This is a genomic window from Collinsella sp. HCP3S3_D1 (assembly GCF_052064015.1).
Classification (GTDB): domain Bacteria; phylum Actinomycetota; class Coriobacteriia; order Coriobacteriales; family Coriobacteriaceae; genus Collinsella.
On record NZ_JBQHWK010000007.1, the window covers coordinates 41741 to 57150 of the forward strand.

The following is a 15410-nucleotide window of genomic DNA, read 5'->3' on the forward strand; positions in this document are numbered from 1 at the left end:
GAGGAACCGTGTATCTCAAGTCCCTTACGCTCAAAGGGTTCAAGTCGTTTGCCGACCGCGCCCATATGACGTTTGAGCCGGGCCTGACCGTCATCGTCGGTCCTAACGGCTCGGGAAAATCGAATATCTCCGATTCGATTCTGTGGGTACTGGGTGAGCAGAGCGCCAAGCAGCTGCGCGGCCAGGCCATGGAGGACGTCATCTTTTCGGGCTCGTCGGCGCGCAAGCCGGTGGGCGTCGCCGAGGTCACGCTGGTGCTCGATAACTCGGACCATGTGCTGCCTGTCGACTTTGATGAGGTTGCCATCACCCGCCGCATGTATCGTTCGGGCGAGAGCGAATACCTCATCAATTCGAGTCCGTGCCGCCTGATGGATATCCAGGACATTTTGCACGATTCGGGCTTGGGTAAGGATACGCATTCCATTATCAGCCAGGGCAAGCTCGATGCCATTTTGCAGAGCCGTCCCGAGGAGCGCCGCGCCCTTATCGAGGAGGCTGCCGGCATTTCCAAGCACAAGCGCCGCAAGGAGCGTGCGCTCAAAAAGATTAAGTCGATGGACGAGCACCTTACTCGTGCCCGCGACATCAATAAGGAGATTGCCCGTCAGCTGCGACCGTTGGAGCGTCAGGTCGATCGCGCGCGCAAGTACAAAGAGCTGTCCTCGCGCGCGAACGAGCTTACGCAGATGCTGGCCGTTGACGAGCTTCGTTCGCTGCAGTCGCAGTGGAACGATCTGGAGAGCCGTTCCAAAGAGGGTGCCGCCGAGCTGGAGCTTGCGCAGTACCGCTTGGGCGAAAAGGAGCGCGAGCTCGAGAAGCTCCAGGTGATGCTCGAGGAAAAGGGCCTGTTTGTGGGCGACTTGGGTGAGCAGCGCCGTCATATGCAAGATGTGGTCGGCCGTATTAACTCCGATATGCGCCTGCTCGAGGAAAAGGGCCACAATATGGTGTCGCGCCTGTCCGATATGCGCGGCCAGATTTCGAGCTCCGAGCATCAGCGTCGTCGCGTGGTCGAGGAGCTCGAGGATGCACGTGCCCAGCTTGAGGAAGTGACCGGTGCGCACATGCAGGCCCAGGACGACGTTGACGCCGCCGGCCCTGCCGCCGCCGAGCTCCACGAGCGCCGTGTTGCGCTCGACAATCAGATTTCGCAGCTTACGCGCGAGCAACGCGATGTGCAGCGCGTGGCCGACAAGGCTGCGCTCGAGCTTGCCAAGGTGAAAGACTCGCTGAGCAATGCCGAGGTCGAGGACAACATGTATGCCTCGCGCCTGGAGCAGATTGACGAGCAGCTCGAGGAGGTCACGGCCTCGCTCGAGAGTCGTCGCGACCGCGCCGAGGAGCTCGACGGCGCGCTCGATCAGGCTCGCCAAGCCCAGGCCGATGCGCGCCAGGCCACCGAGGTCGCCCGTGCGGCGTTGAAGGACTTGCGCGCCCGTGAGAGCGAGTCGCGCAACAAGCTGTCCGAGGTGCGCTCTGAGCTTGCGAGCCAAAAGAAGCTCGATGCCCGTATGGCCGATAGCTCGCCGTTGGTGAGCCGTCTGGTAGGGGCATTGGGCGATGACGTAACGGGCCGTCTGGGCGACGTGCTCGAGGCGCCGCGTGAGCTTGAGGGCCTGGTCGAGCAGCTGCTTGCCGGCGATATCGATGCCCTGTTGTTTGATGACGCCGCCACGCTTGAGCGTGCCGGTCGTGCGGCTTTGGACCAAAAGAAGGCCTCGGGCGAGGCACTGCTGGTGGCGCGTGGTGTGAGCGGCTCTGCTGCTGCCGAGGGTGCTGCCGGTTCGCGTCTGGTTGATCGCCTGTCCGTGCGTGCCGGTTATGGCCCGATTGTCGAGGCGCTGCTCGGCGGCTATTACGTGGTCGATGACTTGCCTTGTGCGCTGGCGGCACCAGTCGTTGACGGTGTGACTTATGTGACGCCCGATGGCGCTCGCGTGAGCTTTGGTGGCCTGGTGCGCGTGGGGCTCGATGCCGGCGAGGCCTCGGGTGCCCTGGAGCGGAAGCGCCGCATTCGCGAGCTCGAAGGCCTGGAGCCCGATTTGGCTGCCGTTTTTGAGCATGTGTCGAACCAGGTTATCGAGGCCAATGCGGCCGTCGAGGAGGCGCGTGTCGCCGAGGGTGATGCCGCCGGCGAGATCGCCCGTCTTGAGGGCGAGCGCCGCTCGCTGCTCTCCGAGATTGGCCGCCTGGAGCAAAGCGCCAACAACGCCGAGGTCGAGCGTGCGCGCATCTCCAGGCGCCGCGAGCAGGCGGCCGAGGCCGTTCGCGCCGCGCGCCCGCGCGTTGACGAGCTCACCCGTTCGCGCGACGAGGCCCGTGCGCAGGCAAGCGACCTGGGTCTCCAGATTGCCGAAGCCAACGACGAGCTCGATCGCGTGCGCCGTGACGATTCCGAGGCAGCCGGTAAGCTTGCCGATGCCAAGGTGCGCCTGGCCCAGACGAGCGAGCGCCTGCGTTCTCTGAAGGGCCGCGTGCCCGATCTGGAGCATCGCCTGGAGGGCATTGACCGCCGTATCCGCGGAACACGTCAGGCTTCGCGCTCGCTCGAGCTGCTGCGCCTGCGTGTCGATCCCATGCACGAGCGCTATTCGGCCCTGCTGGAGCGTGCATCTGATTGGGCCGCGCGCCTGCGTGACCAGGCCTCACTCGAGGAGGCAGACTCGGCTTCGCTCAAGAAAACCATCGAGGATGCCAAGGCCGAGGTCTCCCGCGCCAAGGAGCGGGTCGATGCCGCCACGGCGACACAAAACGAGTTCAAGGTCGCGCGCGGCAAGCTCGAGGTGCAGGTAGAGGCGGCCATCAAGGCCATTACTGCCGATGGCACCACGGTGCTTGAGGAAGCGCTCATGCTTCCTGCTCCCACCGACCGCGACGCCGCCGAGCGCGAGCTCAACCAGCTCGTGCGCCAGATCAACAACCTGGGCCCTGTGAACCAGGTTGCCATGGAGGAGTACGAGCAGCTCAAGCGCCGCGCCGATTACATCGAGGAGCAGCTGGCCGATCTGGAGAGCGCGCGCAAGGCGCTCACCAAGATTACCGTGGCCATCGACCGCAAGATGCGTAAAGCCTTCCTGGTGACCTTCGAAAAGGTCGATGCGAACTTCCGCGAGATCTTCGCCATGCTGTTCCCGGGTGGCCAGGCGCATCTGGAGATGACCGACCCTGAGCATCCGGCCGAGACGGGCATCGAGGTCGTGGCGCAGCCGCGCGGCAAGCGCATCACCAAGATGATGCTCATGTCGGGCGGCGAGAAGAGCCTGACGGCGCTCGCCCTGCTCTTTGCCGTGTATCGCACGCGTACGGTGCCGTTCTATGTGCTGGACGAGGTCGAGGCGGCGCTCGATGACGCCAACCTGTCCAAGCTCATCGGCGCGCTTGACGTGCTGCGTTCCGATACGCAGCTCTTGGTTATCTCGCATCAGCGCCGTACTATGGAGGACGCTGACGTCCTCTACGGCGTCTCGATGCAAGCTGACGGCGTCAGTCGCGTCGTCTCGCAAAAACTCGATCGCGAAACCGGAAAGGTCGTGAATGCATAATGGGATTCTTCGATGCTCTCTCGCGCGGACTTGAGCGCAGCCGCGAGGCCCTCAACGAGGTCTTTTACTTTGGCGGCGAGGTCGACGAGGATTTTTGGGAGGACCTAGAGGACACCCTCGTCATGGGTGACATGGGTGCCGAGGTCGCCATCCAGGTCTCCGACGACCTGCGCGATGCCGCGGCCAAGAAGAACCTCAAGACCGCCCCGCAACTACGTCGGGCCCTGGCCGAGCAGCTCGAGCAGCATTTTGTACCCGTCGAGCGCGATCCGTTCGCCGACACGCCGAGCTGCGTGCTGTTTGTGGGCATCAACGGTGCCGGCAAGACCACTACGGTCGGCAAGATCGCGAGCGCCATGGCCGCCCGTGGCAAGAACGTCGTGATCGGCTCGGCCGATACCTTCCGCGCTGCCGCCATCGAACAGCTCGATGTGTGGGGCCAGCGCGCCGGCGTCCCCGTCATAAAGCGCGACCGCGGCTCAGACCCGGCAAGCGTTTGCTACGACGTGCTCGACGAGGCCGATAAGCGCGGCAGCGACCTGGTGCTCATCGACACCGCCGGTCGTCTGCACACGAGCCCCGAGCTCATGCGCGAGCTTGCCAAGGTGGTCAACGTGACGCGTAAGCGCGCCGCCAATATGGCTGCCGGCCCCATGCCCGTCTCGGTCGTCCTCGTGATCGATGCCGCGACGGGCCAAAACGGCCTGAACCAGGCACTCGAGTTTAATGAGGCGCTGGGTCTGGACGGTATCATCATGACTAAGCTCGACGGCACGGCAAAGGGCGGTATCGCCATGGCCGTGGCCGAGAAGCTCAAGCTCCCGATTCTGCGCGTGGGCGTGGGCGAGCAGGTCGATGACCTGCAGGAGTTTAATGCCAAAGATTTCTGCCGCGCCCTGGTGGGCGAGTCCAACTAAGGAGTGACCAGTGTTTGATTCTCTGAGCGATCGCCTCAACGACACATTTGACCGCCTGCGCGGCAAGGGCAAGCTGACCGAGGCCGATATCACCTCGGCCATGCGCGACATTCGCATGGCGCTGCTCGAGGCCGACGTCAACTTTAAGGTCGTCAAGGAGTTTGTCGCCAAGACCAAGGAGCGCTGCATGACCGCCGAGGTCATGGAATCGCTGACGCCGGCGCAAAACGTCGTCAAGATCGTGCTCGACGAGCTCACCGAGATGCTCGGCTCCACCGAGAGCAAGCTCGTCTTTAGCAACCGCATTCCCAACGTCATTATGCTCGTGGGCCTGCAGGGCTCCGGTAAGACCACGGCGGCTGTAAAGCTGGCATACCTGCTCAAGAAGCAGGGCCGCTCGCCGCTGCTCGCCGCGTGCGACGTCTACCGTCCCGCCGCTGCCGACCAGCTGGCCACGCTTGGTGGAGAGATCGGCGTGCCGGTCTTTCGCGGTGACGGCGAGCACCCGGTCGATATTGCCAAGGGCGCCATCCAGGAGGCCGTCGACCACCTGCGCGATGTGGTCATCGTCGATACCGCCGGTCGTCTGCAGATCGACGAGCAGATGATGCAGGAGGCCGTGGACATCAAGAAGGCCGTCAAGCCCGATCAGGTGCTGATGGTCGTCGATGCCATGACCGGCCAGGATATCGTCAACGTTGTCTCGACCTTCGCCGAGCGCACCGACTTTGACGGCGTGATCATCTCCAAGCTCGACGGCGATGCCCGTGGCGGCGGCGCGCTTTCGGTGCGCCAGGTGACCGGCAAGCCCATCAAGTTCGTGAGCATGGGCGAGAAGCCCGATTCGCTGGAGCCGTTCTATCCCGATCGCATGGCCAAGCGCATCTTGGGCATGGGCGACGTCGTCGGCATTATCGAGAAAGCCCAGGAGGCAGCCGATGCCGAGCAGCTCGAGGCTGCCGAGCGCATGCTGCGCGAGGGCTTTACCATGAACGACATGCTCGACCAGATGAAGGCCGTCAAGAAGATGGGCGGTATGAAGGGCATTCTGGGCATGCTTCCCGGCGGCCAGCGCGCGCTCAACCAGATGGGCGGCAACCTGGATGAGGGCATCTTCGATAAGAACGAGGCCATCATAATGTCGATGACCAAGGAGGAGCGCCTGCGTCCTTCCATCATCAACGGCCAGCGTCGCGCCCGCATCGCCAAGGGTGCCGGCGTGACCCCCACCGAGGTCAATAGCCTTATGAAGCAGTGGGGCGAGATGAACAAGATGATGGGCCGCATGCGCTCGATGGCCAACCAGGCGCAAGCCGGCGGCAAGAAGGGCAAGAAGGGTAAAAAAGGCAAAAAGATGCGCATGTCCAATATTCCCGGTCTGGATGCCATGGGCCTGGGCGGCATGGGCGGCCTGGGTGGCCTGGGTGGCATGGGAACAGGTGGTCCCAAGTCCGATATGGACCTGCTGCGCCAGATGGAAGCGCAGATGCGTAATAAAAAGTAACGACTGGTTGAGTCGAGTATGGCGAAGGCCGCCTGGATGGTACTCCAGGCGGCCTTCGCCGTTCGTTCACAGGTTTTCTCACGCGCGGAAGCGTGTTGGCGTTGAGGTGCTTGCCACTAGTGGCAGCCACAGCCCTCGTGCCCATCATGGTCGTGGTGGCCGTGGCAGCCGCAGGCCTCGCCATGCTCGTGGGCGTGCTCGTGGTCGTGGCCATGGCAGTCGCAGGTGGCCTCGCCGGTCTGCGCGAGCGTGCCGTCAATGAGGGCCTCGACGCAGGCGTCGCAGCTGCCCTGGGCGCCCGCATAGACCGTGATGCCTGCCTGGGTGAGCGCGTTGATGGCGCCGCCGCCGATACCGCCGCAGATGAGCGTATCGACGCCACCGTTGGCGAGCAGACCCGCTAGGGCGCCGTGACCAGTGCCGCCGGTGCCTACGACCTGCTCGTCGAGTACCTTGCCATCCTGGATGTCATAGATTTTGAACTGCTCGCTGCGGCCAAAGTGCATAAAGATGTTGCCGTTGTCGTACGTCGTTGCCACCCTCATGGTGCCGACCTCCTTTGCTGGCCATATGGCCGTCGTCGTAGGTGTGGGGGAGTATGCGATATTGCCGCCCTCGATACTAAGTGCTCGCCCGTTGACCAGCGCGTTTGCCACCTTCCGATGCGCGCGGCTGCAGATGGCCGCCACGGTGGCACGGGCGATGCCCATTTGCTGGGCGACGGCCTCCTGATTGAGGCCTTCCAGGTCGCAAAGCCGTAGGACTTCGAGCTCATCGACCGTCATGTCGATGGCGTCTCCGCTGGCAAGGCCGTCAGGGGTAAAGCCGCGATATTCGGGAATGATCCCAACGCGGCGCAATTTTTCGCGTCTTCCTGCCATACACTCTCCAAATCTGACATATGTCAACAATAGGATAGCGCGTATGCGGAGCCACTCAAGCTATTTTTGGCATATGTCAAAAAAGCTAAAGGTGCAGCATTTGCGAATGCGGTGCCGTACTGCCGTGCATTGCGTGTGCCGCCCCAAGTGTGCAATTCGATGCTGCGCGCCTGGGCTACAATAAAAATCGCTTATAGGCGACTGACAGGAGGGTCAATGAGCAAAGCTGATCAACAGTTTGTAGCCATGTGCCGCGATATTCTGGACCATGGCACCACTACCGAGGGCCAAAAGGTTCGTCCGGTGTGGGAGGACGGCACCCCTGCCTATACCATTAAAAACTTTGGCGTTACGGCACGCTACGACCTGCGTGAGGAGTTTCCGGCGCTTACCCTGCGTCGTACGGCCCTCAAATCTGCCATGGACGAGATTCTATGGATCTATCAAAAGAAGTCCAATAACGTGCATGACCTCAACAGCCATATTTGGGATGAGTGGGCCGACGAGACCGGTTCCATCGGAAAGGCCTATGGGTATCAGATTGGGCAGAAGAGCCATTATGCCGAGGGTGACTTTGACCAGATGGACCGTGTGCTGTACGACCTTAAGCACACGCCGTACAGCCGCCGCATCATGACCAATACGTACGTGTTTAGCGACCTGTCCGAGATGCACCTGTATCCGTGCGCCTACAGCGTGACCTATAACGTCACGCAGCGCCCGCAGGATGACAAGCCAACACTCAACATGATTCTCAACCAGCGCAGCCAGGACATTTTGGCCGCGAACAACTGGAATGTGTGCCAGTACGCCATTTTGCTGATGATGGTCGCGCAGTCGGTCGATATGATCGCGGGCGAGTTGCTGCATGTGATCGCCGATGCCCATATTTACGACCGTCATGTCGATATCGTCCGCGAGCTTATCGAGCGTCCGCAGTTTGCCGCGCCCAAGGTAACGCTCAACCCCGATGTGCATGATTTCTACGCGTTTACGACCGACGACTTGATCGTTGAGGGCTATGAGCACGGCCCGCAGGTCAAGAACATCCCCATTGCGGTGTAGGTGACGCGCATGACGTGTAAGCTTTCTGCCATTGTCGCCGTGTGCGATGACTGGGGCATTGGGTGCGAGGGCGACATGGTCGTGTTCAACCGTGCCGACATGCGCCATTTTGTGGCGTGCACCAAAGGTTGCCCGGTCATTATGGGACGCAAGACCCTGCTGAGTTTTCCCGGCGGGCGTCCGCTTAAGAACCGTCGCAACATTGTGCTCACCCGCGACGAGGGCTTTGCTCCCGAGGGCGTCGACGTGGTGCATAGTATCGACGAGGCCTTGGCCGCCGTGGTCGATGAACCTGTTGCGTGGGTGATCGGTGGCGGCGAGGTGTATCGGCAGTTTTTGCCGTACTGCGTGGAGGCCGAGGTCACGCACAACCATTGCACCCATGCCGTGGACACGTACTTTCCCAATTTGGATGTCGATCCTGCGTGGGAAGTTGCGCGGCGCGACGGGGTTGCCACGATTGCCGCGGGCGAGGGTGACGAAGGCCTCGATTATGAGTTTGTGACATATCGTCGTGTTGATGCTTAAATCGTCTGGCGTGAACGGTATTACCGGGTTGATTGAATGCATGGGGCGGCGCTTAGCGTCGCCTCGTTTGGTATAGATGTGCTGTAAAGAAGGGTACGGGCTGGCTGCTATGACTGATGCCGTTGAGGTGCTGCGAATCGATTCCCTTAATGATGAGCGGCTCGACGCCTACGTGCGACTGACGGAGCGCGAGCTGCGCTGCGTGCTGGAGCCGCAAAAGGGCATCTTTATCGCCGAGAGCGCCAAGGTCATCGAGCGCGCGGTGTGTGCCGGATACGAGCCGGTGAGCTTTCTTTTGGGTGAGCGCTGGCTCGATCAGATGATGCCGCTGTTCGAGCGTCTGGTTGTACGCGAGGGCGCAGGTCCGGTTCCTGTGTTCGTGGCCTCCATGGAGCTCATGGAGCAGTTGACGGGCTTTAACGTGACGCGCGGTGCGCTCGCGGCGTTCCGTCGCCCGCGTCAGATTCCGGTTGATGAGTTCTTGGGCGGCGTCGTCGAGGTGGCGGGTGAGCGCCCGGTGCGCGTGTGCGTGCTCGAGGGTATTGTCGACCATACTAATGTGGGTGCGATTTTCCGCTCGGCGGCAGCGTTGAATGTCGATGGCATTTTGGTGAGCCCCACTTGCTGTGACCCGCTGTACCGCCGCTCGGCCCGCGTGAGCATGGGCACGGTGTTCCAGGTGCCCTGGACGCGCATTGGCAGCGAGGCGCGCGTATGGCCGCATGATGGGCTGGCGGCGCTGCACGATGCCGGCTTTTCGTGTGCCGCCATGGCATTGACGGATGATTCGGTGTCGTTGGACGATCCCGCGTTGCAAGAGATTGACCGGTTGGCGATCTTTATGGGCACCGAGGGCGCCGGCCTGGGCGCCAAGACCATCGCGGGCTGTGACCGGGCTGTGCGTATTCCGATGGCGCATGGGGTCGATTCGCTCAACGTGGCCGCGGCGAGTGCTGTCGCTTTTTGGCAGTTGTGTCCGCACGTGAGCAACGAGTACCACTACCAGCCGGGACTGTATCACTAGTCAGATATTTTGCACCGGGCTCTGAGTCCGGGTGTTTCGGTTGACGCCGGTCGGTGCTAAGCTGGTGCTGGCCTTGGTCTTAAATTGACGTTTTGTTGTTTGACGTGCGCTGGTGGGGAGGGCGTGTGGCTAAGAAATCTACGGCTATCGATGTAACACAGGGTGTTATTTGGCAGCAGTTGCTTTCGCTGTGCGTTCCCATCTTTTTTAGTTCGTTCTTTCAGCAGGCCTACACACTTATCGGTACCTATATCGTCGGTCAGTTTGGCGGAAAGCTCGCGTTGGGCGGCATCCAGGCCACGATGGTGCTCACGGAGCTCTGCATCGGTTTTTGCGTCGGTGTTGGCGCCGGCTGTGCTGTTATTACGGGTCAGTATTTTGGCCAGCACGATGATGAGCGACTGAGTCGTTCGGTCCATACGGCCATGACGCTCGCTCTGGTGGGCGGTATCGTCGTCTCGATTCTGGGCATAGTGTTCGTTGAGCCCATGCTGGTGCTTATGAATACGCCGCATGAACTATTGGCCGAGGGTGTGGCCTATGCTCGTTGCTATTTTGCCGCCATGGTTGCGGCGCTGCTGCTCAATATGGGAACGGCACTGCTGCGTGCCGTGGGCGACACGCGTGGCCCTGCCGTGATCATCGCTTCCGGCTGCCTCGTTAATGTGGTGCTGGATATCATTTTTGTTGCCGTGCTGCATATGGAGGCTCTGGGCTGCGGCATTGCGGTGGCGCTGACCATTTGCTCCAACGCCACGATGATCGTGATTCGCATGATGCACGCACCGGGTGCGTGGCGGCTTTCACTGTCCAAACTCGGCATTGATCCTGGTATTTGCAAGAGCATGATCTCGTGTGGTCTGCCGCTTGGCTTTCAGTCTGCTGCGTATTCGATTTCCAACGTCTTGATTCAGGTGTCGGTCAACTCGTTTGGTGCCGATGTCACCACGGCTTGGGGTCTTTCGGGCCGCTTAGATGGCATTGTCTGGATGGTTACCGAGGCGCTTGGCGTGTCGATCACCACGTTCTCGGCACAGAACTTTGGCGCGCGCAACTACGAGCGCATGCGCAAGGGCTACCATACGTCGCTCGTGCTGTCGTTTATGCTCATTGGTGGCCTGTCTGCCGTGCTGCTGGTGTTCTCGGGTCCTCTGTCGCGTCTGTTTGTCGACGATGCTTCGATTTCGGCCTACACCACGACCATCATCCATTTTATTGCGCCGTTCTATGCGATTTTCTCGATTATCGAAAACGCGTCGGGCTCCATTCGCGGTGCCGGCGTGAGCTTGCAGCCCATGATTCTCACGATTTTCGGCACCGTCGTGCTCAGGGTGATCTGGGTGTTTGCGATCATGCCTTTCGATCCGTCGCTTGAGCTCCTGTTGCTGGTTTACCCCGTAACCTGGCTCATCACGGCCGCGATGTTCACCATCTACCACCACAGCGGCAACTGGCTAGGCCGCGCCACTGCCTAATGATCCGTATGAGACAGAGGAAAACGGATCATTGCTCTCCGTGGTGATGTCGATGATTCGTTTTCCTCCGTCCCCTTTGGATCAATTAGTATTCGATGCCTTGGCGGGCTAGGAGGCCTTCGTCGAAGTAGTGTTTGACGGGGCGCATTTCGGTTACGAGGTCGGCAAGGTCGGCGAGGGGCAGCAAGCCGCGGCCAGTGAGCACGAGCTCCGTGGTGGTTGGTTTCATCGCGATCAACGCTTCGACATCTTCGCGCGTCACAAAGCCCCGTCGCATGGCTTCTCCCAGCTCATCCAAGATCAGCACGTCGACTTGGCTAATCTGCTCGCGCGCCAGCTCCATGATCTGTGCGGCACAGGCTTCGGGCGTTTCGCGGTCGGCTTGTACGATGCAAAGCCCCAATCGAGGAGCTGCGTCATGTTCGGCGCAGTGCAGCTTCTTGGCAAACTGAAGCATGAGCACGTTAAGTCCATAGCCCGTGGCGCGCAGCGCGAGCCCCAGCGCAGCCGTCGTCTTGCCCTTGCCGTCGCCCGTATAGATTTGAACCTTGCCGACTTCCAGTGATGCCATCTCTGTCCTTTCGTGCCCGGTGTCGGTTTATCGCCGGCCGGGTTGGGTATTCTAGTTAGCATTATCAACCCCAGTAGATGGAGTTCAAGCAGATGGAGATGGATGACAACAAACGTAGACGGAATATGATCCTCTACGTGCTCATCGCCTTCGTCGTCTACCTCGTGCTCTCGACCGTTCTGTTCCCCAACATCGGTCACACGCAGCAGATTACGAAGACCGATTACTCGACGTTTGTCAAAGCGCTCGACAAGAAGAGCGTCGATAAGGTCGAGTACAACACGGACGATTACTCGATTTATTACACCAAGAAGGGCGAGGACGAGAACATCGCCTACAAGACGACCGGTGTGCCGAATGATGCGGGCTTTACCGATCGCGTGCTTGAATCTGGCGCCTCGCTTGAGTCGGTCGTTCCCGATAAGAACTCGGGTTTGATGACTTACTACCTGCTCACCCTCATTCTTCCTATGGCGATTTTCTTCCTGATCGGCTGGTGGCTCAACCGCCGCATGAAGAAGGCCATGGGTGATGACGGCCCGTCGATGAACTTTGGCGGCGGCGGTTTTGGCGGCGGTGGACTGGGCAAGTCCGGCGCGCGCGTGATTGCCTCCAAGGATGTGGGCGTGACCTTTAAGGATGTTGCTGGCCAGGAAGAGGCCAAGGAGTCCCTCAAGGAGGTCGTCGACTTTCTGGAGAAGCCGCAGCGCTACGAGGAGATTGGCGCCAAGCTGCCGCGCGGTGCCCTCCTTGTCGGCCCTCCGGGTACCGGTAAAACCCTGCTTGCCAAGGCTGTGGCCGGCGAGGCGGGTGTTCCGTTCTTTAGTATTTCGGGCTCTGAGTTTGTTGAGATGTTCGTCGGCCGCGGCGCCGCCAAGGTTCGCGATCTGTTTAAGCAGGCCAAGGAAAAGGCCCCGTGCATCGTCTTTATCGATGAGATCGACACCATCGGCAAGAAGCGCGACGGCGGCGGCTTTAGTGGTAACGACGAGCGCGAGCAGACGCTCAACCAGCTGCTGACCGAGATGGACGGCTTCGATAACCACAAGGGTATCGTCGTCCTTGCTGCCACCAACCGTCCCGACAGCCTCGACCCGGCCCTGTTGCGCCCCGGTCGTTTTGATCGCCGCATCCCCGTTGAGCTGCCCGACCTGACCGGTCGTAAGAACATTCTTGAGCTGCACGCCAAGAGCGTGAAGACGCAGCCGCCGATCGACCTGACCGCGATTGCCCGCGCCACGCCCGGTGCCTCGGGCGCCGACCTGGCCAACATCATCAACGAGGGCGCCCTACGTGCCGTCCGCGAGGGTCGCAAGCGCGCCACGCAGGACGATTTTGAGGAGTCGGTGGAGGTCGTCATCGCCGGTCAGCAGCGCAAGTCCACGGTGCTGTCCGACCACGAGAAGCAGGTCGTTTCTTACCACGAGATCGGTCATGCCATCGTTGCCGCTCGCCAGAAGGGCTCTGCGCCGGTCACAAAGATCACCATCGTGCCGCGCACGAGCGGTGCTCTGGGCTACACCATGCAGGTCGAGGAGGATGAGCGCTTCCTGACCACGCGCCAGGAGATCCTGGACAAGCTCGCCGTCTATTGCGGTGGCCGTGCTGCCGAGGAGCTCATCTTTGGCGAGATGACGACCGGCGCCGCCAACGATATCGAGCAGGCCACCAAGCTCGCCCGTAACATGGTGACGCGCTTTGGTATGTCCGATGAGTTTGGCATGATGGCGCTCGGTACCGTGCAGAACGCGTACCTTAACCAGGATACGTCGCTCACCTGCGCCCCCGGTACGGCCGAGCGCGTGGACGCGATTGTCGCCAAGCTGATCGAGGATGCGCACGACCGCGCCCTGCAAATCCTGAAGGAGAACAAGTTTAAGCTCCACGAGCTGGCTCGTTATCTGTACAAGAAGGAGACGATCACGGGCGAGGAGTTTATGAATCTCCTCACGCGTGAGAATCCGCTGATGCCAAAGCAGCAGTAATACTAGTTGCGCAGTGATTTCGCCCCATTTGAGTGTTCACCCCAAATGGGGCGTTTTGCTTGGGAAGAGTTGTATATGAAGATCGTGGTAAGTGCCTGCTTGATGGGCGAGAGCTGCAAGTATAACGGGCTCGATAATTACCATCGCGAGCTGGTCGAGGCTTGCGAGCGCACGGGAACCGAGGTGCTCCTCGTGTGCCCTGAGGTTTTTGGCGGCCTGCCCACACCGCGCAAGCCGTCCGAAATTGTGAACGGCGAAGTCCGTACCTGCGAGGGCGCCTCGGTCGATCGTGAGTTTCGCCTGGGTGCCGAGCGCGCACTCGACATGTGCGAGCAGGCGGGCGGGCCGGAAGAGATCGCCGCGTGCATCTTACAGGACCGTAGTCCCTCGTGCGGTGCAGGTCGCGTCTACGACGGCACCTTTAGCGGTACGCTCACACCGGGTAACGGCGTTTTCGTCGACCTGCTCCTGCGCCACGGGTATCGCGTGATTCCCGCAAGTGAATTTGACCCGAGCATGTTGGAATAGCAAATGAAAGGGGGCGGCCATCGAGTAGATGGTCGCCCCCTTTACTGGCAAGCAAAACAATTTCAACAGATGTTCAACGGCGTTTTCCCAGATAAAACCTGCCAAAATAAACCTGTCCCTTTTTGGTAGGTTAGGCGAGGAGCGTGTAGCCGTAGGCGTTGGCGGCCTTGATGGCGGCGGCGAACTTCTCGTCGGTGAAGGGCTCGGGGTTACCCTGCTTCCACTCGTTGGTGGCGTGCGCGTACTCGCACAGGGCAGGGATATCGGCCTCGGAAAGCCCGACCTGCTCAAGTGTCACAGGCAGGCCCATCTGCTTGTTAAAGGCGGCATAGCGCTCAAGGTTCTCGGTGTCGCCCGTGTAGGCGAACAGCACGAGCACGCCCAGGCTTACGACCTCGCCGTGCAGGTAGGTGCCCTCACGCGGAATGCTGCAAGTGGCGTTGTAGAACGCGTGTGCCACGCTCGAGTTGTAGTAGTAATCGTTTTGGTTGGTCAGGTTCGAGACATATCCCGTGTTGACCACGATGTCGAGCGCGATCTGCTTGACGGCCTCGCTCGACAGGTCCTGGCGCACGTCCTCAAGACCCTGGACGCCATAGGTAAACAGCGGCTCGGAGCAGGTGTGGGCGAGTGCCAGGCCAAGACCGGCGGTGTGCTCCAAATTTCCGGCGCTCGTGGCGTACTCGACCTCGGGCTGCTTGGACAGGGCATCGCCCACGCCGGCCCAGAAGTACTCTGCTGGCGCCTCGGCGATGATCTTGGGGTTGATGAAAATGTGCGCCGGTCGGTTGGGGTACGAATAGCCCTCGAGCGAGCCGTCGTCGTTGTAGACAACGGCAATGGCGGTAGCGGCGGAGCAGTTGGAGCAGATCGTCGGCACCGTAAAGACGATCTTCTTGAGCTCGATAGCTGCGGTCTTCACGGTGTCGAGTGCCTTGCCGCCACCACAGGCTATGAGCACGTCTGCCTGCTGGCAGGCGGGGGAGTTTACGACCTTGGCGATATTGGCGCGTGTGCTGTTGGTGCCGTAGACGCGCGTCTCCAGAACCTCGACGCCGGTGCCTGCCAGCGCGGCTTCGATACCGGGAAGTGCTGCAGCCAGTGCTCGCTTGCCACCGATGATTGCGACCTTGGTCGCACCGTATTCGGCCAGCGCGCCGGGCAGCTCGTCGAAGCAGTCCTCGCCGACGGTATAGTCGCTCATTCCGATCGTGCGCATAGCAACCTTCTTTCGTTCGATAAAGTGCTTTCAGGTATTTTGCTCCTAGAGAAGGCCCACATCCGTGAGAAATTTCGAACGTATAAAACCAGTGTTGAGGGTTTTTCGCCGGCGCGGAACGTGCTAGCATACTCCGCATAAGCGTTGATGGGGACGAGTAGTCGGCCG

Annotated in this window: 12 protein-coding genes; 9 read left to right on the top strand and 3 right to left on the bottom strand. The window is 60.8% G+C overall.

All coding sequences use genetic code 11. The annotated features are described in order from the left end of the window. The first annotated feature begins 8 nt into the window (after window positions 1-8). From smc to ffh, 3 genes are read left to right on the top strand one after another with little or no spacing between them, the layout of a single operon-like run. On the top strand, window positions 9-3545 hold the full coding sequence (gene smc / locus ACTNDJ_RS03560) for a chromosome segregation protein SMC (RefSeq protein WP_441048814.1): 3537 nt from the start codon (window positions 9-11) through the stop codon (window positions 3543-3545). Further along, entirely contained in the window at window positions 3545-4462 is a 918-nt protein-coding gene (gene ftsY / locus ACTNDJ_RS03565) for a signal recognition particle-docking protein FtsY (RefSeq protein WP_271807278.1), read from the top strand. Before smc ends, ftsY begins: the two co-directional genes overlap by 1 nt. A 10-nt stretch (window positions 4463-4472) precedes the next feature. Continuing rightward, on the top strand, window positions 4473-5966 hold the full coding sequence (ffh, locus tag ACTNDJ_RS03570; RefSeq protein ID WP_441083338.1) for a signal recognition particle protein: 1494 nt from the start codon (window positions 4473-4475) through the stop codon (window positions 5964-5966). Window positions 5967-6082: 116 nt separating this feature from the next. Here ffh and ACTNDJ_RS03575 read toward each other — a convergent pair whose 3' ends face one another. Next, window positions 6083-6847, bottom strand: coding sequence for a NifB/NifX family molybdenum-iron cluster-binding protein (locus ACTNDJ_RS03575; protein ID WP_441083339.1), 765 nt, complete (start codon window positions 6845-6847; stop codon window positions 6083-6085). A 216-nt stretch (window positions 6848-7063) separates the two neighbouring features. On the opposite strand from ACTNDJ_RS03575, the gene thyA reads away from it, so the two are divergent. From thyA to ACTNDJ_RS03595, 4 genes are all read left to right on the top strand, one after another. Next, window positions 7064-7912: a thymidylate synthase gene (gene thyA / locus ACTNDJ_RS03580; protein ID WP_154515464.1), complete on the top strand. Its 849-nt coding sequence runs from the start codon at window positions 7064-7066 to the stop codon at window positions 7910-7912. Window positions 7913-7921: 9 nt separating this feature from the next. Next, complete coding sequence (locus tag ACTNDJ_RS03585; protein ID WP_441083340.1) at window positions 7922-8440, top strand: dihydrofolate reductase; 519 nt, start codon at window positions 7922-7924, stop codon at window positions 8438-8440. 109 nt (window positions 8441-8549) lie between these two features. Next, window positions 8550-9464, top strand: a complete 915-nt coding sequence (locus ACTNDJ_RS03590; RefSeq protein ID WP_441083341.1) for a TrmH family RNA methyltransferase — start codon at window positions 8550-8552, stop codon at window positions 9462-9464. A 125-nt stretch (window positions 9465-9589) separates the two neighbouring features. Next, the gene (locus ACTNDJ_RS03595; protein ID WP_427794670.1) at window positions 9590-10939 is read left to right on the top strand and encodes an MATE family efflux transporter; all 1350 of its coding nucleotides are present in this window, start codon (window positions 9590-9592) and stop codon (window positions 10937-10939) included. Window positions 10940-11024: 85 nt separating this feature from the next. On the opposite strand, the gene ACTNDJ_RS03600 is transcribed toward ACTNDJ_RS03595, so the two are convergent. After that, a complete protein-coding gene (locus ACTNDJ_RS03600) occupies window positions 11025-11510 on the bottom strand; it encodes a cob(I)yrinic acid a,c-diamide adenosyltransferase (protein WP_441083342.1) in 486 nt (161 codons plus the stop codon). A 92-nt stretch (window positions 11511-11602) separates the two neighbouring features. Here ACTNDJ_RS03600 and ftsH point away from each other — a divergent pair, with 92 nt between their 5' ends. Next, complete coding sequence (gene ftsH, locus ACTNDJ_RS03605; RefSeq protein WP_195838531.1) at window positions 11603-13495, top strand: ATP-dependent zinc metalloprotease FtsH; 1893 nt, start codon at window positions 11603-11605, stop codon at window positions 13493-13495. Between the two features lie 75 nt (window positions 13496-13570). Further along, window positions 13571-14023 carry a DUF523 domain-containing protein gene (locus ACTNDJ_RS03610; RefSeq protein ID WP_441083343.1) on the top strand — a complete coding sequence of 151 codons (453 nt, stop codon included), beginning with the start codon at window positions 13571-13573 and terminating at the stop codon, window positions 14021-14023. Between the two features lie 130 nt (window positions 14024-14153). Here the strand turns inward: ACTNDJ_RS03610 and ACTNDJ_RS03615 are convergent, their stop codons facing one another. Next, on the bottom strand, window positions 14154-15242 hold the full coding sequence (locus tag ACTNDJ_RS03615; RefSeq protein ID WP_441083344.1) for an iron-containing alcohol dehydrogenase family protein: 1089 nt from the start codon (window positions 15240-15242) through the stop codon (window positions 14154-14156). Between the last annotated feature and the right edge of the window lie 168 nt (window positions 15243-15410).

Bases quoted from the DNA above. Each gene is read 5' to 3' on its own strand.
- ftsY (WP_271807278.1), top strand. From the start codon at position 3,545: ATGGGATTCTTCGATGCTCTCTCGCGCGGACTTGAGCGCAGCCGCGAG.
- ACTNDJ_RS03575 (WP_441083339.1), bottom strand. From the start codon at position 6,847: ATGGCAGGAAGACGCGAAAAATTGCGCCGCGTTGGGATCATTCCCGAA.
- thyA (WP_154515464.1), top strand. From the start codon at position 7,064: ATGAGCAAAGCTGATCAACAGTTTGTAGCCATGTGCCGCGATATTCTG.
- ACTNDJ_RS03585 (WP_441083340.1), top strand. From the start codon at position 7,922: ATGACGTGTAAGCTTTCTGCCATTGTCGCCGTGTGCGATGACTGGGGC.
- ACTNDJ_RS03590 (WP_441083341.1), top strand. From the start codon at position 8,550: ATGACTGATGCCGTTGAGGTGCTGCGAATCGATTCCCTTAATGATGAG.
- ACTNDJ_RS03600 (WP_441083342.1), bottom strand. From the start codon at position 11,510: ATGGCATCACTGGAAGTCGGCAAGGTTCAAATCTATACGGGCGACGGC.
- ftsH (WP_195838531.1), top strand. From the start codon at position 11,603: ATGGAGATGGATGACAACAAACGTAGACGGAATATGATCCTCTACGTG.
- ACTNDJ_RS03610 (WP_441083343.1), top strand. From the start codon at position 13,571: ATGAAGATCGTGGTAAGTGCCTGCTTGATGGGCGAGAGCTGCAAGTAT.
- ACTNDJ_RS03615 (WP_441083344.1), bottom strand. From the start codon at position 15,242: ATGCGCACGATCGGAATGAGCGACTATACCGTCGGCGAGGACTGCTTC.